The organism is Paraburkholderia sp. SIMBA_027, from assembly GCF_046535315.1.
Taxonomy (GTDB): Bacteria; Pseudomonadota; Gammaproteobacteria; order Burkholderiales; family Burkholderiaceae; genus Paraburkholderia; species Paraburkholderia tropica.
In genome coordinates this window covers 399,540-417,299 of sequence record NZ_JAWRWY010000004.1, presented here as the reverse complement: position 1 = coordinate 417,299, position 17,760 = coordinate 399,540, and the positions used below count along the sequence as shown (strand labels likewise).

Sequence of the window (17,760 nt, the reverse complement as noted above, 5' to 3'; positions counted from 1 at the left end):
TACTCACCCGCCCACGAGACCTTCGGCGACGAGCGCGGCGCGAACGTGCGGCCGGCTTGCGACGCGCTGCTGAAACGCCGTGAGCGCGGGCAGATGCGAAAGATCGACGCCGACGTGCGGCGCCCAGTTCGTCACCGTGAACAGATAGGCGTCGGCGGCCGAGAAGTGATTGCCGAGCAGCCAGGCCTGCGGCGTCAGGATCTCTTCGAGCCACGCATAATATTTGCCGAGCGCGGCTTGCCGTTCCGCGCGAACCTCGGCGGGCGTCGCCGGATTGAACAGCGGCGAATAACTCTTGTGCACATCGGAATTGATGAACGCGAGCCACTCCTGCAAGCGGTAGCGCGCCATCGATTCATGGGCCGGCGCGAGTTCGGCTTCGGGCGCACTGTCCGCGAGAAACTGGAGGATGGCGGGGCCTTCGGTCAGGATCGTCCCGTCGTCGAGTTCGAGTGTGGGCACGTTGCCCTTCGGATTGATGCTGAAGAAGTCGACGCCGCTTTGCGTGCGTTTCGTCGCCAGGTCGACTTTTTCGAGTGCGATGGGAATGCCGCATTCGCGCGCGACGATATGGGCGGCAAGCGAGCACGCACCCGGCGAGTAATAGAGCTTCATATCGGTTCCTGACTGGAGTGAAAACGGTCGCGGATCACACGGTCCGCGCTACGCATGGTAGCGGCACGGCGCGGCGATGTGGCAAGTGCGCCGATATAATCCGGTTACTCCGCAGTTACCGTTTGACGAGGACGATCGACGATGGGTTTGGCGGTCCGCAAGAACAGGGCACCCGCGCCGCCCGCGTGTCAGGTGACCGACGCGCTGGGTTTTTTGCGCGGCGCATGGGCATTGAACGTGATCTGGCAGTTGCGCGATCAGGCGCGCCGGTTTGGCGAATTGCGCCGCGATTTGCCGGGCATTTCGGCGCGCGTGCTCAGCGTGCGTCTGCGCGAACTGGAGACGCGCGGGCTCGTCGCGAAACACAAGCTCGACAGTTCGCCGCCGTCGGCCGAATACGTGCTGACCGATCTCGGGCGCGAATTGCTGCCGGCCATCGACATCTTCGCGGCCGTGGGGCAGAAGGTGCTGGCGGCGTGGCAAGCGTCGCCAGCGGCTATCGCGTAACCCAGGTAAGCCGCCCGGCTCATTCCTCACCGCCGAGCCGTCGCGCCAGCCCGCTCGTGCGCACGACCCACTTCTCCAGTTCCGCGCCGAGAAACACCACGAGCCCCGCGCCCAGCACCTTGAGCCATTCCTGCGGGACGAGCGCCGCCGAGCCGAACAGTTGCTGCATGAAGGGCGCATACGTGAACGCGATCTGCATCAGCACGCACGCGCCAATCGCGAGCAGCGCGTAACGGTTGCCGGTGAGCCCCTGCCAGCTCAGCACGGAGTGGAAGATCGAGCGGCTGTTGATGAGGTAGAGCATCTCGGACATCACCACCGCATTCACGGCGATCGTGCGTGCGCGCTCGATGCCGGTGCCCGCGCTCAACTCCCAGTAAAACAGGCCGAACGCGCCGATCATCATCAGCGCCGAAACCATCGCCACGCGCCACATGAAGAAGCCCGAGAGCAGCGATTCGCCGGGCGCGCGCGGCTTGCGGCGCATGATGCCCGGTTCGGCGCGCTCGAACGCGAGCGCGATGCCGAGCGTGCTCGCCGTCACCATGTTGACCCACAGCACCTGCGCGGGCGTGAGCGGAATGCCCAGACCCGTGAGCGCGCCCGCGAGCACGACGAGCGCTTCGCCGCCGTTGGTCGGCAGCGTGAAGAGGATGAACTTCTTGAGGTTGTCGTAGACGGCGCGGCCTTCGCGCACGGCGCGCGCGATGGTGGCGAAGTTGTCGTCGGCGAGCACCATGTCGGCGGCTTCCTTGGCCGCTTCGGTGCCTTTCGCGCCCATCGCCACGCCCACGTCCGCGCGCTTGAGCGCGGGCGCGTCGTTCACGCCGTCGCCGGTCATCGCCACCACCTGGCCGTCCTGCTGCAAGGCTTCGACCAGACGCAGCTTGTGCTCGGGACTCGCGCGCGCGAACACGTCGATATCGAGCGCCACGCGGCGCAGTTCCGCATCGCCCATCAGCGCGACTTCCGCGCCCGTAACGGCCGGCTTGCCCACGCCGATCGCCAGTTGCGCGCCGATCGCGCGCGCGGTTTCCGCGTGATCGCCGGTGATCATCTTCACGCGGATGCCCGCGCGATGGCAGTCGGCCACGGCCTGGATCGCCTCGTCGCGCGGCGGGTCGATGATGCCCGCGAGCGCGAGCAGCGTGAAGCCCTGCGCGACAGCGTCGAAATCGAGCGTGTTGTGCGCGGGCGCGCCGCGCCGGTACGCGAGCGCGAGCACGCGCAAGCCCTGCGCGCCGAGGTCGGTCTGCATGCGCCGCCAGTAGTCGGGATCGATGCGTTCTTCCACGCCGTGCGCGAGTTGCGTCGAGCACATGTCGAAGAGGCGTTCGGGCGCGCCTTTCACGAAGATCCATGCGTGGCCTTCGGCGTCCGTGTTCCAGCTCGCCATGAAGCGATGCTGCGACTCGAACGGAATGCTGTCGCGGCGCGCCCACGGCGTGCCCGCGCGCGCCTGCGGTTCGTGCGCGATGCCCGCCTTCGCGCCGAGCACCAGCAGCGCGCCTTCGGTGGGATCGCCTTCGACGTGCCACAGGCCCGCTTCGTCGCGACGCATCTGCGCGTCGTTGCAGAGCACGCCCGCGCGCACCGCGAGCGCGAGCTCGGGGCAGCGCGCGGGCCATTGCGCGGCGTCGAACGCGTGTTGATCGATCGTGAAGGCGCCTTCGGGCGCGTAGCCTACGCCGCTCACGTTGATCACGTCGCGCGCGCACACCACGCGCTGCACGGTCATCTCGTTGCGCGTGAGCGTGCCGGTCTTGTCGGAGCAGACGACGTTGACTGCGCCGAGCGCTTCCACGGCGGGCAGGCGACGCACGATGGCGTGGTGCCGCGCCATGCGCTGCACGCCGAGCGCGAGGATGATCGTCATGATCGCGGGCAGGCCTTCCGGAATGCCGGAGGCGACCAGCGCGACGACGATCAGGAACATGTCGCTCGCGCTTTCGCCGCGCCACAGCGTGCCGAGCGCGAAGGTGAGCGCGCCCAGCGCGAGGATCACGACGGCGAGCACGCGGCCGAAGCGGTCGATCTGGCGCAGCAGCGGCGTGGCCATCGTATCGACATCGGCGAGCATGCGGTTGATGTGGCCGATCTCGGTGTCCGCGCCCGTGGCCACGACCACGCCGCGCGCCTGGCCGTACACCACCAGCGTGCCCGAATACGCCATGCCCCAGCGGTCGCCGAGCGGCGCGGCGGCGTCGACGCTCGCGGTCTGTTTATCGACGGGCAGCGACTCGCCGGTGAGCGCCGCTTCGTCCACGCGCAGTTCGCGCACGGCGATCAGCCGCAGGTCGGCGGGCACGCGGTCGCCCGATGCGAGCACGACGATGTCGCCGGGCACGAGCTGCGTGGCGTCGACGGTCACGCGCTCGCCGTGGCGAATCGCGGTGGCGTGCGGCGAGAGCATCGAGCGGATCGCTTCGAGCGCCGATTCGGCCTTGCCTTCCTGAATGAAACCGATGGCCACGTTGACGAGCACCGCCGCGAGCAGCACGCAGGTGTCGAGCCAATGCCGCAGCACGGCCGTGACGAGCGCGCCCGCGAGCATGACGTAGATCAGCACGTTGTGGAATTGCAGCGCGAGGCGCAGCAGCGGGCCGCGGCGTTTGGGCGGCAGCAGACGGTTCTCGCCGTAGCGCGCGCGGCGGCGCGCCACTTCGGCGTCGTCGAGACCTTCGGGCGTGGTGCCGAGATCGGCGAGCGCCTGGTCGGCATCGACGTTGTGCCACGCGCGCGGCGCGGCGGCGGCAGGCGGCTGATCGGGCATCGTGCGGTCCTCCGTCGTGCGGGTTCGCACGATGGCGGTCGATTGCAGGGGCAACGAAGCGCACCGTCGAACGTCTGCGGAAAAAATCAGTACGACGGTACCGGAATTGGCGTGCGCGTGCGCCGGACGTGCGTGCGGCGATGCGGCGCGCGACATGGGTGGATCGCGCGCGTGCGACAAACGTGGCGAACGTGGCAAACGCACGCGCGCAAAAAAACCGCGCCGCCGTCCGCAAGAAGCGGAACGGCGGCGCGGCTGATAATTGAGTCGATATCCGAATTATTTAAAAACGATATCGCGTTCGGATCAATGCATCACTTCGCGACCGGCATCGTGAATTCCGCACCCTTTTCGGTGCTTTCCGGCCAGCGCTGCATGATCGACTTCTGCTTGGTGTAGAAGCGCACGCCTTCCTCGCCATACGCGTGCATGTCGCCGAACAGGCTGCGTTTCCAGCCGCCGAAACCGTGCCACGCCATCGGCACCGGAATCGGCACGTTGATGCCCACCATGCCCACTTCGATCTGGCGGCCGAATTCGCGCGCCACGTTGCCGTCGCGCGTGAAGCAGGCCACGCCGTTGCCGAACTCGTGGTCGTTGATCAGTTGCACGGCTTCGGAGAAGTCCTTCACGCGCACGCAGGCGAGCACCGGGCCGAAAATCTCTTCCTTGTAGATGCGCATGTCAGGCGTGACGTCGTCGAACAGCGTGCCGCCGGTGAAGAAGCCGTTTTCGTGACCCGGCACCGTGAGGCCGCGGCCGTCCACGACGAGCTTCGCGCCTTCCTCGATGCCCGTGGCGATATAGCCTTCGATGCGTTCCAGCGCCTGTTTCGTGACGATCGGGCCCATTTCGGCGTCGGCTTCCATGCCGTTCTTCACCTTGAGCGTGCGCGCGCGCTCGGCCAGACGCGGCACGATCTTGTCGGCGACATCGCCGACCAGCACCGCCACCGAGATCGCCATGCAGCGCTCGCCCGCCGAACCGTAGGCCGCGCCGATCAGCGCGTCGACGGCCTGGTCGAGATCGGCGTCGGGCATCACGACCATGTGATTCTTCGCGCCGCCCAGCGCCTGCACGCGCTTGCCGTGCTTCGCGCCGGTTTCGTAGATGTAGTTCGCGATGGGCGTGCTGCCGACGAAGCTCACGGCCTTCACGTCGCGATGCGCGAGCAGTGCGTCGACCACGATCTTGTCGCCTTGCACGACGTTGAACACGCCGTCGGGCAGGCCGGCTTCGGTCAGCAGACGCGCCATGAACAGCGCGGCCGACGGATCGCGTTCGCTCGGCTTGAGCACGAAGGTGCAGCCCGCCGCGAGCGCGACCGGGAACATCCAGCACGGCACCATGCACGGGAAGTTGAACGGCGTGATGCCCGCGACCACGCCCAGCGGCTGGCGCACGGTCCAGTTGTCCATGCCCGTGGAGACCTGCTCGGTGTAGTCGCCCTTGAGCAGTTGCGGAATGCCGCAGGCGAATTCGATCACGTCGATGCCGCGGGCGACTTCGCCTTGCGCGTCGGCGAACACCTTGCCGTGCTCGGCGGTGATGATCGCCGCGAGTTCGTCCTTGTGGCGGTTCATCAGTTCGAGAAAGCGCAGCATGACGCGCGCGCGGCGGATCGGCGGCGTGTCGCGCCAGGCCGGGAACGCGGCTTTCGCGCTCGCCACGGCGGCGTCGACGTCGGCGACTTCGCCCAGCACCAGACGGCGCGCGGCGGCGCCGGTCGCCGGATTGAAGACGGATTGCGTGCGGTCGCCCGCGCCGCGTTCGCGCTTGCCGCCGATGTAGTTGACTACGTCCGCGGAATCGGTAAAGGGCTGCATGTCATCTCCTCGAAGTTGGGTATCGATTGAGCATCGGTTGATCGTCACTATGACGGCCAGTGTACGGAGGCGGCAGGCGTCTGCACAGCCACGCAGGCTGAATTGATTGTTTTCCAGCGTGAACAATCGCCATGCGCAGCGCTGAAAGATACGCGGGCGCGGTGCTATCATCGGCGCATCTTTGAGGATTCGGGGCAGGAGTCATTTCGTGGATACGCAGAACGTCGAAGCGCTCTGGACCCATTTGCACTGGCTGAACGTGCTGGCGGCGCAGGGCAGTTATACGGCGGCCGCTGCGCGGCTCGGCGTGAGCAAAGCCGCGATGAGCCAGCGGATCGCCGAACTGGAACGCGTGGCGGGCGTCGCGCTGGTGCAGCGCACCACGCGCAGCGTGCGCTTCACGGAAGCGGGGCGGCGGCTCGTGGAGGACACGCGCGCGCAGTTCGAGCGCATCGCCACGAGTTTCGCGAGCGTGCGCGAAATGGCCGACGTCGCGCGCGGCACGGTGCGCGTGACCGCGCCCGTGGCCTTCGCGCGTCAGCAACTGGTGCCGCGGCTTGCGCAGTTCGCGCGGGCGAATCCCGAGGTGCGCGTGCAGCTCGAATTGTCCGACCGGCTTACGTCGATCGCGAGCGAGGGTTTCGATCTCGCGATCCGCCACAGCGCGCAGGTGCCGGAAACGCATGTGGCGTTCAAGCTCTGCGACACGCGTTCGGTGATCGTCGCCACGCGCGCGTATCTGAAGCTGCGCGGCACGCCGCAAACGCCCGCCGATCTTGCGCAGCACGACTGTCTTTACTATCCGCGCACGCTCGGGTCGGGCGCGTGGTCGTTCGAAAAAGCCGGGCGGCGCGCCGAGCAGTCGCGCGTGAACGTGACCGTGAACGGGCCGGTGTCGGCCAATAACAGCGAGGCGCTGCGCGACGCCGCGCTCGAAAATCTGGGCATTGCGCTGCTGCCCGATTTCAGCGCGCAGGCCGCGTTGCAGGCGGGCAAGCTCGTCGTGCTGCTGCCGGCGTGGCGGCCGGTGGGGGCGTTCGCGTCGCAGTTGCACGTGGTGCGGCCCTATGGCGCGCATGTGCCGCGCGCGGTGACGCTGTTCGCCGATTTTCTGCGTCAGACCTTCAGGCAGGGCTTTCCGCTCGAATGAGCGATGCGGGCGGCGAGTCGCATCTGACGTTTTTTCGCATCGCCCGGCGCGCCGGAGGTTGACGCGCGGAACGCGCCGCCTTTACGCTCGCGCGCTGATGGTTCCCGGCGACGGGATCAAAAGGGAACGCAGTAACGGCGCGCGCGCCGGAAGTCTGCGGCTGTCCCCGCAACTGTGAGCGGCGAGTCCATGCCAGCGAGGGCCACTGGGAAACCGGGAAGGCCGGCATCGGGCGACGACCCGCGAGCCAGGAGACCTGCCATCGACCGAGGTCCAAGCAGCCGCAAAGGGCGGGGTGTCCCGATGCGCGCGCGCCGCCCGCGCGGCCGCCCGTTGCAAGGACAGTTCGACCTCTGGATCTGTCTGCTCATGAAGTATCGTCAATTCGCTTCCACCGTTCTCGCGTCCGCCGTCGCGGCCTGCGCCTGGCAAGGCGCTTATGCGCAAACGTCGCCGCAAAGTGCTGAAGAAAGCGCTGAACCAACCCAGGCCGACGCCACGTTGCCGAACATTCTCGTGGTTGGCGACACGCAGCATCTGCCGCAATCGTTCGATCAGCGTTACGCCAGCACGCAGGTGCTCACGCGCGCCGATCTCGACCGGCTCGACCCGATCGACCCGAGCATCACGCAGGCGCTCGCCACGCTGCCGGGCGTCAGCGTTTCGCAGAGCGGCGGTCCCGGCGCGACGGCGTCGGTCAGCATTCGCGGCTCGGCGGCCAATCAGGTGGCCGTGTTCATCGACGGCATCCGCGTGGGCTCGGCGACCACGGGCACGGCCGCGTGGGCCGATCTGCCGACCTCGGCGTTCGATCGCGTGGAAGTGATTTCCGGCCCGGCGGCGGCGTCGTTCGGCGCGGATGCGGTGGGCGGCGTCGTGCAGCTCTTCACGCGCCACGCCTCGAATCAGCCGAACCAAACCACGGTGTCATTCGGCGGCGGCTCGAACAAGACCTTCGACACGCAGCTGCGCACCTCGGGCACCGTGCCGTCGAGCGGGCCGCTCGCGGCGCTCGGCGGACTCACGTATTCGCTCGGTCTGCACGACTACAACACCGCGGGCATCGACGCGACCAAGCCGTGGGCCTACGGTCACGAGGACGGCCGCAATCCGTATCACGCGCAGGACGTGGACGCGCGTCTTGGCTACGCGCGCGAGAACTGGTCGATCTCGACCTTCGCGCTCTATCACCGCTCGGATCTCTCGTACGACAACGCGGGCTACGCGGATCGCCAGCGCGATCATCAGCTCACGACCGGCGTGGCGTTTCATCTCGACATCACGCCGACCACGCAGTTCGACCAGTCGTTCGGCTATGCGTACGACCGCCAGTTCCTCTACGCGAACGACCCCGGCATGCCGACCGACGAAATCGATTCGACGCGCCTGAGCACGTCGACGTCGATCACGCATCAGGAAACCGGTCACACGCTGTTCGGTCACGCGCTCTCGGGCGAGACCAAGCTCGCGTACGACTTCACGCGCGAGCAGGCGTATCTTCCCGTCGATGTGCCGGACGGCCTGCCCGCGCGCAACGATTCCGCCGTCTCGCTGCATCAGTCGGCGACGCTCGGCGACTGGACGCTGTTCCTCGCCGGGCGCCACGAGATCGTACAGGGGCAAAGCGTGAACACGGGCAACGCGGCGCTCGCGTGGGCGATCACGCCGGTCTATACCGCGCGCGTGTCGTACGGCAACGCGTTCCGTCTGCCGACCTTCAACGACCTCTACTATCCGGGCTACGCGAATCCGAATCTGCAACCCGAGCGCAGCGACACGGTGGAAGTGGCGCTCGACGCGGCGACGTCGATCGGCACCTTCACGGCGGCGCTCTACGACACGCGCGTGCACGACCTCATCACCTACGATTCGCAGACCTTCCTGCCCGTCAACGTGGGCCGAGCGCATATTCAGGGCATCGATCTCTCGTACAAGGGCACGCTTGGGGCGAACACGCCGGTCAGCGTCGCGGTGGGGCTGCTCAATCCGCAGGACGTGAGCGATCAGACCTGGTTGAACCGGCGTCCGCGTCAGACTGTGAATCTGAGCGTCGATCACACGTGGGACGCGTTTCATCTGCACGCGCTGAGCACGGGCATTTCGCTGCTCTACGGTGGCTCGACTTTCGACGACCAGTACAACACGACGTATCTGCCCTCGTACACGACGGTCAATCTGCGCGCCACGTACAAGATCAATGCGCATCTCGCGCTGTCGGCCACGCTATCGAACCTGTTCAATCGCGACTACTCGACCGCATACGGCTACAACTCGCTGGGCCGCACGGCGTTCGGCAAGATCACGTACACGTTCTGAGCGCGTTCGAACGGCGATTCGTTAGCAATCGTTGAGCGGAGTTGAGGGGAAACGTCTCGCGGCGGCGCGCGGTTTTGTACCGCAATGTATCTGCGCCGTCGCGGGAAAAACTCGCTTGCAATAAAGGGGGACGACGGAAACAAGCCAGATACGTCCAGCGGTTCAAATATCTCCAACGCAAGGTTGAACACAGACAACAGTGCGCCGACCGACTCACTCACTCATCGACTGGAGATTGACCATGAACCTCGTTCGTACCCTCGTTGCTGCCGCCGTCGTCGCCGTTCCCGCGCTTTCGTTCGCCGCCCAGCCGGCCCAGCAAGGCCTCACCCGCGCCCAGGTGCGCGCGGAACTGGTCCAGCTTCAGCAAGCCGGCTATCGCCAGTCGAGCGATAACAACCAGTATCCGGTTCACCTCCAGGCCGCGCTGGCGCGCATCGCCGCGAGCCAGGACGTCGCGCACGTCAACGCGCCTTCGCATGACGCCGATGCCAACGCCGTGCAGACCTCGTTCGGCGGCGTGACGGGCGGCAGCTCGGCTTCGGGCTCGCACGTCAAGCCCGCGCACGCGACGCTGCACGACTTCTCCGGCGCGCAGGCGGATCAGGTCGGCCTCGAACCGATCTACGCCCACTCCTAATGCGCCGGCCGTCGCGAGGCGCGTGCTTGAAACAAGCCTGAATCACGCTTGAATCACGCGCGCCTTCGCCTGGCGTTCTGCCGACCATTCCTCTCTTTTCCACACTCATTCCACGGAGTCAGACGATGCTTCGTCTTCTTCGCAAGTCCCTCGCGTTCGCCGGTCTGCTGGGCGGACTCTTCGCCTTGCCCGCCGCGCATGCCGCACAACCGGCGGCTCAAGCCGCCGCATCCGCCGATCTGCAAGGCAAGAACGTCGTGCTCGTGCACGGCGCATTCGCCGACGGTTCGAGTTGGGACAAGGTGATCCCGCTGCTCGAAGCGCGCGGGCTGCATGTGGTGGCGGTGCAGAATCCGCTCAGTTCGCTCGCCGACGACGCGGCCGCGACGAAGCGCGTAATCGATCAGCAGACTGGGCCGGTGGTGCTGGTCGGCCATTCGTGGGCGGGCGTGGTGATCAGCGAAGCCGGTAACGACGACAAGGTGAAGGCGCTCGTCTACGTGGCCGCGTTCGCGCCCGACGACGGCCAGTCGATCAGCGACATCACGAAGGGACTGCCGCCGCCCGTGTGGGCGAACGCGCTGCGCAAGGATTCGGCGGGCTATCTGACGCTCTCGACCGAAGCGGTGCTCGACGACTTCGCGCAGGACTTGCCGCTCGCGCAGCGCCGCCTGATTGCGGCCACGCAGGCGCCGTGGTTCTCGGGCTGCATCGATCAAAAGGTGGATCAGGCCGCGTGGCGCGGCCGTCCGTCATACTTCGTGATTCCCACGCACGACCGCATGATCGACCCGCAATTGCAGGCGAAGATGGCGGCGCATATCGGCGCGACGGTGACGCACGTGAACGCGAGCCACGTGGCGATGGCGGGTCAGCCGCAGCAGGTGGCCGACGTGATTATCGAAGCGGCGCGCAAGGCGCAGTGAGCGCCGCCTGAAGTTCGCATGAGGCGGCACGATGCAGCACGAGGCGGCACGGTGGATCCGGAAATCGAATCCATCGTGCGCGCTATCGTTGCCGCCTTAGTCGGACGCTTCCAGCTTGTCGATCGCGATGCCGAGTTCGCCGGCCATGCGCTCGACGAGCTGTTGCAGACGCGTGACTTCATCGGCGAGACGCTGATGATCGGCGCGCAACGCCTCGAAATCCTCGGAGGAAACGCTGCCTTCCGCCACGCTGTCGCGCTCGCCCGCATAGGACGTGGGCACGCTCAGACTGACTTCGCCGCACAGCAGATGCATCCAGCGGCTCTCGCGCTCGCCGGGCGCACGCGGCAGCTTGACGACGAACGGCGGCTCGCGTTCGGCGAGTTCGCTGAGAAACGCTTCCACCGACGACACATCGGCGAAACCATGTAGACGCGCGGAGTTCAGCCGCAGTTCGGCGGCCGTCTGCGCGCCGCGCAGCAGCAGCACCGTGAGGAGCGCGCCGGCCTGGGTGGGCACGCCGAGCACGCGGTTCAGGTTGTGCTCGAAGCGCGGCACGCGGCTGCTGCTGCCTTCGAACACGAGGCTCAGGTGCTTGAGGTCTTCGATGGCGCTGAGCACCTCGGCTTCGCTCACGTTCATCACGGGCGCGCGCGCCGTCTTCTGGTTGCAGCCCGAGGTGAGCGAGTTCAGCGAGAGCGGATAGGTGTCGGGCACCGTATGCTGCTTCTCGACCAGCACGCCGACGATGCGCGCTTCGAGCGGCGTGAGCGCGCGCAACGCGCGCGGCGAGGAACCTTCGGCGGGAGAATTCATAGGCGGGTCAGGCAAGAGTTTTGCACGGGATTCGATCATACCCGCCCTGAGCCGCTTGCCGGAACCCTCGCGCGTGCTAGCGCGCCGCCCGCGCGAGCGCGTGCTCCTCGAAACCGGCCAGCACGTTGACCACGTTCACACCGATTTCTTCGACCGCATAGCCGCCTTCCATCACGAACAGCGTGGGCAGACCGAGCCCGGCGATACGCGCGCCGATACGCGAAAAGTCCGCCGATTTCAGCTTGAAACGCGAGATCGGATCGCCCTCGAAGGTGTCGACGCCCAGCGAGACGACGAGCGCGTCGGGGCCGAAGCCCGCGATGCGCGCGCCCGCGTGATCGAGCGCCTGCGCGTAGCGGCTCCAATCCGTCCCCCACGGCAGCGGATAGTTCAGATTGAAACCCTCGCCCGCGCCGCGCCCGGTTTCATCCGCGTGACCGAGCAGATACGGATAGTCGAGCAGCGGGTCGGCATGCAGCGAGGCAAACAGCACGTCGTCGCGATCGTAGAAGATCGACTGCGTGCCGTTGCCGTGGTGATAGTCGATGTCGAGAATCGCCACGCGCCGCGCGCCTTGCGCGAGCCAGTGCGCGGCGGCGAGCGCCGCGTTGTTGAGGTAGCAGTAGCCGCCCATCACGTCGCGGCCCGCGTGATGGCCGGGCGGGCGGCACAGCGCGAACGCGGCCTGTGCGCCGTCGTGCACGCGCTGCGCGCCCGTGAGCGCGAGATTCGCCGACTCCTCGACCGCGTCCCAGGTGCCCGCCGTGATCGGCGCGCCCGCGTCCATCGCATAGAAGCCGAGCTTGCCGTCGATGCTGTGCGGAGCGCGGTCGCGGCGCAGACCGCGCGCGGGCCAGATGGTCGGCAGCGCGTCGTGCGTGCGGCCCAGCGCGGTCCATTCTCCCCACGCGCCGTGCAGGAAGTCGAGATACGCATCGCTGTGCACGCGGCGCAGCGCGTCGACGCCGAACGCATCGGGCGCGATCGTCTCGTCGAAACCGGCTTCGGTCAGCCGCGCGCGCACGATATCGACGCGCTTCGGCATTTCGAAACAGGGCTTGAGTTCGCCGTCGATCAGTTCGCTACGGCCGTGATGCAGGCGATGGCGCTCGCCGAGGATGGTCAGCATGCAGGTCTCCCGTCGTGAATGTGTCGCGAACGTGAGGCGCTCATGCTGCGCACACGTTCGGTGCATGCAGCGACTATGGCCGCACGCCGATTTTCTTTCCAAGAAGAAATATCCGATTCACAAGCAAGCCCGCGGCTATGCAGGCGTGAGAACTGCATAAGAAAAAGCTATTCACTAGCAAAGAATTTCGTTCTTTTCCGCGCAATATTGGCGGTCGAAAGTGCGTCATCACAACGCACTTTCGTGCGTCTACGTCACGCACTTTCCTTTCGCAGGAGCCGCCGATGAGCCAATCCGATACCGTCGCTCGCCTCGAGCAGAGCACGATCCAGCCCATACCCGACGCCGAGCGTCACGGCCGCGCGAGCGACCTGTTCACGATCTGGTTCGGCTCGAACATCATGTTGCTGACCATCGTCACGGGCGCGCTGGCCGTGACCGTGTTCAAGCAGCCGTTCTGGTGGGGCGTGCTCGGCATCGTGATCGGCACGCTGGTGGGCGCCGTGTTCATGGCGCTGCATTCGGCGCAAGGTCCGCAACTCGGCGTCCCGCAGATGGTGCAGACGCGCGGCCAGTTCGGCTCGCTCGGCTCTCTGCTGGTGGTCGGCCTCGTCGTGGTGATGTATCTGGGCTTCTTCGCGTCGAACCTCGTGCTGGGCGGTCAGGCGCTGCACAGCCTCACCACGCACGTGAGCGTGAACGACGGCGTGCTCGTGGTCGGCGCGCTCAGTCTCGTGGCGACCATCTTCGGCTACAACCTGATCCACGCCTACACGCGCCTGATGACGTGGTGCTCGGGCGCGGTGCTGCTGCTCGCGTTCATCTGGATCGTGGGCGTGCACGGCTTGCCCGCCGACTTCTTCGCACGCAACACCGCGAACGCCACGGGCTTTCTCGGCACGATTTCGATCGCGGCACTCTGGCAGATCGCGTACGCGCCGTATGTCTCCGACTACTCGCGCTACATGCCGCGCGCAACCGGCGCACGCGTGGCGTTCTGGTCGAGCTACTGGGGCTGCTCGCTCGGCTCGATCTTCCCGATGGTGCTGGGCGCGATGGTCGGCCTGATGGTCGCCGACGGCGACGTGGTCAACGGCCTCACCACGCTCACGCACGGCATCAGCGGTCTGGTGGTGATCGTGCTCTCGGTGGGCATTGCCGCGACCAACGCGATGAACCTGTACTGCGGCGCGCTCTCGTCGATGACGATCGTGCAGACGCTGTTTCCCTCGTGGTCGGGCCAGGCGCGCGCACGCGCCGTGACGGCGGTGATCCTGTTCGCGATCTCGCTGGCCATCGCACTGTTCGGCCAGAGCAACTTCCTCGCCGAATACACCAACTTCATTCTGCTGCTGCTCTACGTGCTGGTGCCCTGGACGGCGGTGAACCTGATCGATTACTACCTCGTCTGCCACGGCGACTATCACATCGACTCGTTCTTCCGCCAGGACGGCGGCATCTACGGACGCTTCAACGGCGTGGCGATCTTCGCCTACCTGTTCGGCATCGCCGTGCAACTGCCGTTCGTCGCGACCGATCTGTACACCGGCCCGATCGCCAAACGCCTCGGCGGCGCCGATATCTCGTGGATCGTCGGGCTGATTCTCACTTCGGTCGTGTACTACGCGGGTTGCAAACGCTTCTCGCGCGCGGGCGCCGCACAAAATCAGACCGACGTTGCCGTGGGCATCTGACACGCACGATTAAAGCAAACGCATTCCGTACAGAGGAGACACCGCGCATGAACGCACCTGAATTCGCCCACGCCAGCACGTCCGGCGGCAAAGCACGCAGCACCGAAGACTGGCAACGCAGCGACGCCGCCCATCACCTGCACGCTTTCGTCGATCAAAAGGCGCTCAACGCCGAAGGTCCGCGCGTGATGGTGCGCGGCGAAGGCGTGTATCTGTGGGACAACGACGGCAAGCGCTATATCGACGGCATGTCGGGCCTCTGGTGCACCAACGTCGGCTATGGCCGCGCCGAACTCGTCGAGGCCGCCGCGCGCCAGATGAGCACGCTGTCTTACTACAACATGTTCTTTCACACCACGCATCCGGCCGTGATCGAATTGTCGGAGCGGCTGTTTGCGTTGCTGGGCGATCGCTTCAGTCACGTGGTGTATACCAATTCGGGATCCGAATCAAATGAAGTGCTGATTCGCACGGTGCGCCGCTTCTGGGACGTAATGGGCCAGCCGAACAAGAAGATCATGATCGGCCGCGTGAACGGCTATCACGGTTCGACGGTCGGCAGCGCGTCGCTTGGCGGCATGGCGTTCATGCACGAAATGGGCGATCTGCCGATTCCGAATATCACGCACGTGGACGAGCCGTACTGGTACGCGAACGGCGGCGACCTTACGCCCGAGGCGTTCGGCTTGCAGGCCGCGCAATCGCTCGAACGCAAGATTCTCGAACTGGGCGCGGAAAACGTGGCGGCGTTCGTCGCCGAGCCGTTCCAGGGCGCGGGCGGCATGATCTTCCCGCCCGAAGGCTACTGGCCGGAAATCGAGCGCATCTGCCGAAAATACGACGTGCTGCTTTGCGCGGACGAAGTGATCGGCGGATTCGGCCGCACGGGCGAATGGTTCGCGCATCGCCATTTCGGCTTCGAGCCGGATCTCGTGTCGATCGCCAAGGGACTGACGTCGGGTTATGTGCCGATGGGCGGTCTGGTCATGAGCCGCCGCATCGGCGAGGCGCTGGTGGAGCGCGGCGGCGTCTACGCGCATGGGCTCACGTATTCGGGCCATCCGGTGGCCGCGGCCGTGGCGCTCGCGAATCTCGACGTGCTCGAACGCGAGCAACTGGTCGCGCGCACGAAGGAAGACACCGGTCCGTATTTGCAGCGCGCGCTACGCGAGGCGTTCGCGGATCATCCGTTGATCGGCGAGATTCAAGGCGTGGGCGCGGTGGGGGCGATTCAGTTCGCGAAGGATAAGACCACGCGTGAACGCTACGCCAACGAGGCTGATCTCACGTGGCACAGCCGCACCGAAGGATTCGAGCGCGGGGCGATCGTGCGTTCGACCAATGGCCGTTTGATCGTTGCGCCGCCGCTCGTGATCGACCATGCGCAGATCGACGCGTTGATCGGCACGATGCGCGATGCCGTGGAGGCGACGTGGCGGCATATTCAACGCGCTGGCTGAAGCGCGCGCTCTACGCTGCGCGCCGCGCGCCTATTCACGGCGCGCGGCGTGTCGACCCATTTACTTCGTCCACGCGCGCGAGACTTCGTCGTAGCAGAACGCGGTGAAGTCGCGAATCAGTTGCCGCGGATGCGAACGCGTCGAACGCGCGACGCCCAGCACCGTCGGCTTCACTTTCTCCTTGATGGCGCGCGCGACGAAGCGGCCGCCGTCCACCGTCTGCGAATTGCGCAGCGGAAAATTATGAATGCTGTAGCCGAGTCCGTTGGCGACCATGCCGCGCACGACTTCCGGCTGCGAAGAACTGAACGCCGCCACCGGACGATTGCCATAGCGATCGAACAGCGACGCGAAATATTCCTTGCTGTGCGCGAGATCGAGCATCACGTAAGGCTCGTCGAGCAGATCCTTGAGGCTCACCTGTTCGCCGGCGGCGAGGCGATGCTTCGCGGGCAGCAGCACATAAGGTGGAAATTCGACGATGGGCGTGAAGTCGATCGTGTCGTCGATATCGATATCGTAAGTGAGCGCCACGTCGAGCGTGCCGTCGCGCAGGCCCACGAACAGCGTTTCCTGATCGCCTTCGCGCGTCTGGAATTCCACACCCGTGCGCGCATTCAGAAAGCGGCTCATGAGCCACGGCATCAGCGGCGGCGCGACCGACGTCAGGCAGCCGAGCGAGATTGTTCCTGCGATGCCGGTATCGGAATGGCGCGCGGCGATCTGCAATTCCTCCGCGCTTTTCAGCAGGTCGCGCGCGCGCCCGAGCAGATCGCGGCCCGCCTGTGTCAGCGAAAGTCCGTGTGCGTGATGGCGGATGAACAGCTGCAGCCCGAACGCGTTCTCCAGCTCCGACAAGGCCGACGAAATCGACGGCTGTGAAACGTGCAGACGCTTGGCCGCCGCGGTAAACGACAGTGCTTCCGCCGTGGCGACGAAGTATCTCAACTGGCGCAGCGAATAGTGAAGAGGCGTGTTTTCCATGGCCAACCGAAGGGTCAGAGGCAAGAGTCGAATGCGACCGGGCGGGGAGTGCAAGCGCCTGCGCGAGCAACGATGAACAGCGGCGAGGCGCGTCGCTTGCATAGTCTAAGCCTTTTCAATACATAGACAAACAATGTTTTTCGAATGAATTTTGGCTCGATAGATTTTAGGCTCGACGCGCTGGCGGCCCATTTTGGCGCGCCGCGCGAGCATGAAAGCATTGAATCTACAGGAGTCCGTTCATGACCTTTTCGATTGCAGGCCGTTGCGCGCGTACCGGTGCCGTGGGCGGCATCGTGACGAGTTCGAGCATCGCCGTGCCGAGCCGCTGCCTCTGGGCGAGCCGCGACGGCGTGGTGCTGAGCCAGAACGTGACCGATCCGCGCCTGGGCCAGATCGGTCTGGGCGAACTCGCGCAAGGCTATGGCGCGCAGGCGGTGCTCGAACGCATCGCGGGCGCGCGTCCGTATGCGGAGTGGCGTCAGCTGGCGGTGCTCGACGCGGCGGGTTTCTCCGCGTGGCGCACGGGCGAGCGCGGGCTCGGGCTGCATGCGGGCGCGAGCGGCACCGATTGCGTGGCGGTCGGCAATCTGCTCGCAAACGACAGCGTGCCCGCCGCGATGATCGAAGCCTTCGCGGAGCACGCCGCGCGCGCGTTGCCGGACCGCCTGTTGCGCGCGCTCGAAGCGGGACTCGCGGCGGGCGGCGAAGCCGGGCCGGTGCATTCGGCGGGGCTGTGCGTGTTCGACGGCGCGAGCTGGCCCGTGGCCGAATTGCGGGTGGACTGGAGCGATCGGCCGATTGCCGATCTGCGCGCGCTGTGGGAGCGCTACGAACCGCAAATGAAGGACTACGTGCTGCGCGCGACCGATCCCACGCGCGCGCCGTCGTACGGCGTGCCCGGCGACGAATAAGGCGGCGCGC

At 66.2% G+C, this 17,760-nt stretch carries 14 protein-coding genes and 1 riboswitch; of the genes, 8 read left to right on the top strand and 6 right to left on the bottom strand.

Annotated elements, in window-relative coordinates:
- Positions 1-3 precede the first annotated feature (3 nt).
- The gene (gene gstA / locus SB764_RS09890; RefSeq protein WP_065058620.1) at positions 4-615 is read right to left on the bottom strand and encodes a glutathione transferase GstA; all 612 of its coding nucleotides are present in this window, start codon (positions 613-615) and stop codon (positions 4-6) included.
- Between the two features lie 141 nt (positions 616-756).
- On the opposite strand from gstA, the gene SB764_RS09885 reads away from it, so the two are divergent.
- Complete coding sequence (locus SB764_RS09885) at positions 757-1,122, top strand: winged helix-turn-helix transcriptional regulator (protein WP_065058621.1); 366 nt, start codon at positions 757-759, stop codon at positions 1,120-1,122.
- A 19-nt stretch (positions 1,123-1,141) separates the two neighbouring features.
- On the opposite strand, the gene SB764_RS09880 is transcribed toward SB764_RS09885, so the two are convergent.
- Together SB764_RS09880 and SB764_RS09875 are read right to left on the bottom strand one after the other, a co-directional pair.
- A complete protein-coding gene (locus tag SB764_RS09880) occupies positions 1,142-3,895 on the bottom strand; it encodes a cation-transporting P-type ATPase (protein ID WP_410863489.1) in 2,754 nt (917 codons plus the stop codon).
- A gap of 314 nt (positions 3,896-4,209) precedes the next feature.
- Positions 4,210-5,721, bottom strand: coding sequence for a CoA-acylating methylmalonate-semialdehyde dehydrogenase (locus SB764_RS09875; protein WP_065058623.1), 1,512 nt, complete (start codon positions 5,719-5,721; stop codon positions 4,210-4,212).
- A gap of 208 nt (positions 5,722-5,929) precedes the next feature.
- Here SB764_RS09875 and SB764_RS09870 point away from each other — a divergent pair, with 208 nt between their 5' ends.
- From SB764_RS09870 to SB764_RS09855, 4 genes are all read left to right on the top strand, one after another.
- A complete protein-coding gene (locus SB764_RS09870; protein WP_176082088.1) occupies positions 5,930-6,871 on the top strand; it encodes a LysR family transcriptional regulator in 942 nt (313 codons plus the stop codon).
- 81 nt (positions 6,872-6,952) lie between these two features.
- Positions 6,953-7,150: riboswitch (cobalamin riboswitch) on the top strand.
- A 90-nt stretch (positions 7,151-7,240) separates the two neighbouring features.
- Positions 7,241-9,187, top strand: a complete 1,947-nt coding sequence (locus SB764_RS09865) for a TonB-dependent receptor domain-containing protein (protein WP_322007585.1) — start codon at positions 7,241-7,243, stop codon at positions 9,185-9,187.
- Positions 9,188-9,428: 241 nt separating this feature from the next.
- Positions 9,429-9,827, top strand: a complete 399-nt coding sequence (locus SB764_RS09860) for a DUF4148 domain-containing protein (RefSeq protein WP_410863417.1) — start codon at positions 9,429-9,431, stop codon at positions 9,825-9,827.
- Between the two features lie 125 nt (positions 9,828-9,952).
- On the top strand, positions 9,953-10,753 hold the full coding sequence (locus SB764_RS09855; protein WP_110328807.1) for an alpha/beta fold hydrolase: 801 nt from the start codon (positions 9,953-9,955) through the stop codon (positions 10,751-10,753).
- Positions 10,754-10,849: 96 nt separating this feature from the next.
- Here the strand turns inward: SB764_RS09855 and SB764_RS09850 are convergent, their stop codons facing one another.
- Positions 10,850-11,569 carry a YceH family protein gene (locus SB764_RS09850; protein WP_410863415.1) on the bottom strand — a complete coding sequence of 240 codons (720 nt, stop codon included), beginning with the start codon at positions 11,567-11,569 and terminating at the stop codon, positions 10,850-10,852.
- Positions 11,570-11,645: 76 nt separating this feature from the next.
- Positions 11,646-12,698, bottom strand: a complete 1,053-nt coding sequence (locus SB764_RS09845; RefSeq protein ID WP_065058630.1) for a histone deacetylase family protein — start codon at positions 12,696-12,698, stop codon at positions 11,646-11,648.
- 284 nt (positions 12,699-12,982) lie between these two features.
- On the opposite strand from SB764_RS09845, the gene SB764_RS09840 reads away from it, so the two are divergent.
- Together SB764_RS09840 and SB764_RS09835 are read left to right on the top strand one after the other, a co-directional pair.
- A complete protein-coding gene (locus SB764_RS09840; protein WP_065058632.1) occupies positions 12,983-14,392 on the top strand; it encodes a purine-cytosine permease family protein in 1,410 nt (469 codons plus the stop codon).
- Between the two features lie 47 nt (positions 14,393-14,439).
- Positions 14,440-15,852, top strand: coding sequence for an aspartate aminotransferase family protein (locus SB764_RS09835; RefSeq protein ID WP_183039516.1), 1,413 nt, complete (start codon positions 14,440-14,442; stop codon positions 15,850-15,852).
- A 60-nt stretch (positions 15,853-15,912) separates the two neighbouring features.
- On the opposite strand, the gene SB764_RS09830 is transcribed toward SB764_RS09835, so the two are convergent.
- The gene (locus SB764_RS09830; RefSeq protein ID WP_065058635.1) at positions 15,913-16,836 is read right to left on the bottom strand and encodes a LysR family transcriptional regulator; all 924 of its coding nucleotides are present in this window, start codon (positions 16,834-16,836) and stop codon (positions 15,913-15,915) included.
- A gap of 242 nt (positions 16,837-17,078) precedes the next feature.
- On the opposite strand from SB764_RS09830, the gene SB764_RS09825 reads away from it, so the two are divergent.
- A complete protein-coding gene (locus SB764_RS09825) occupies positions 17,079-17,750 on the top strand; it encodes a DUF1028 domain-containing protein (RefSeq protein ID WP_410863412.1) in 672 nt (223 codons plus the stop codon).
- Positions 17,751-17,760: the final 10 nt, after the last annotated feature.

Excerpts from the sequence above, each read along its gene's own strand:
- gstA (WP_065058620.1), bottom strand. The coding sequence starts at position 615 with ATGAAGCTCTATTACTCGCCGGGTGCGTGCTCGCTTGCCGCCCATATC.
- SB764_RS09885 (WP_065058621.1), top strand. The coding sequence starts at position 757 with ATGGGTTTGGCGGTCCGCAAGAACAGGGCACCCGCGCCGCCCGCGTGT.
- SB764_RS09880 (WP_410863489.1), bottom strand. The coding sequence starts at position 3,895 with ATGCCCGATCAGCCGCCTGCCGCCGCCGCGCCGCGCGCGTGGCACAAC.
- SB764_RS09875 (WP_065058623.1), bottom strand. The coding sequence starts at position 5,721 with ATGCAGCCCTTTACCGATTCCGCGGACGTAGTCAACTACATCGGCGGC.
- SB764_RS09865 (WP_322007585.1), top strand. The coding sequence starts at position 7,241 with ATGAAGTATCGTCAATTCGCTTCCACCGTTCTCGCGTCCGCCGTCGCG.
- SB764_RS09860 (WP_410863417.1), top strand. The coding sequence starts at position 9,429 with ATGAACCTCGTTCGTACCCTCGTTGCTGCCGCCGTCGTCGCCGTTCCC.
- SB764_RS09855 (WP_110328807.1), top strand. The coding sequence starts at position 9,953 with ATGCTTCGTCTTCTTCGCAAGTCCCTCGCGTTCGCCGGTCTGCTGGGC.
- SB764_RS09850 (WP_410863415.1), bottom strand. The coding sequence starts at position 11,569 with ATGAATTCTCCCGCCGAAGGTTCCTCGCCGCGCGCGTTGCGCGCGCTC.
- SB764_RS09845 (WP_065058630.1), bottom strand. The coding sequence starts at position 12,698 with ATGCTGACCATCCTCGGCGAGCGCCATCGCCTGCATCACGGCCGTAGC.
- SB764_RS09840 (WP_065058632.1), top strand. The coding sequence starts at position 12,983 with ATGAGCCAATCCGATACCGTCGCTCGCCTCGAGCAGAGCACGATCCAG.
- SB764_RS09835 (WP_183039516.1), top strand. The coding sequence starts at position 14,440 with ATGAACGCACCTGAATTCGCCCACGCCAGCACGTCCGGCGGCAAAGCA.
- SB764_RS09830 (WP_065058635.1), bottom strand. The coding sequence starts at position 16,836 with ATGGAAAACACGCCTCTTCACTATTCGCTGCGCCAGTTGAGATACTTC.
- SB764_RS09825 (WP_410863412.1), top strand. The coding sequence starts at position 17,079 with ATGACCTTTTCGATTGCAGGCCGTTGCGCGCGTACCGGTGCCGTGGGC.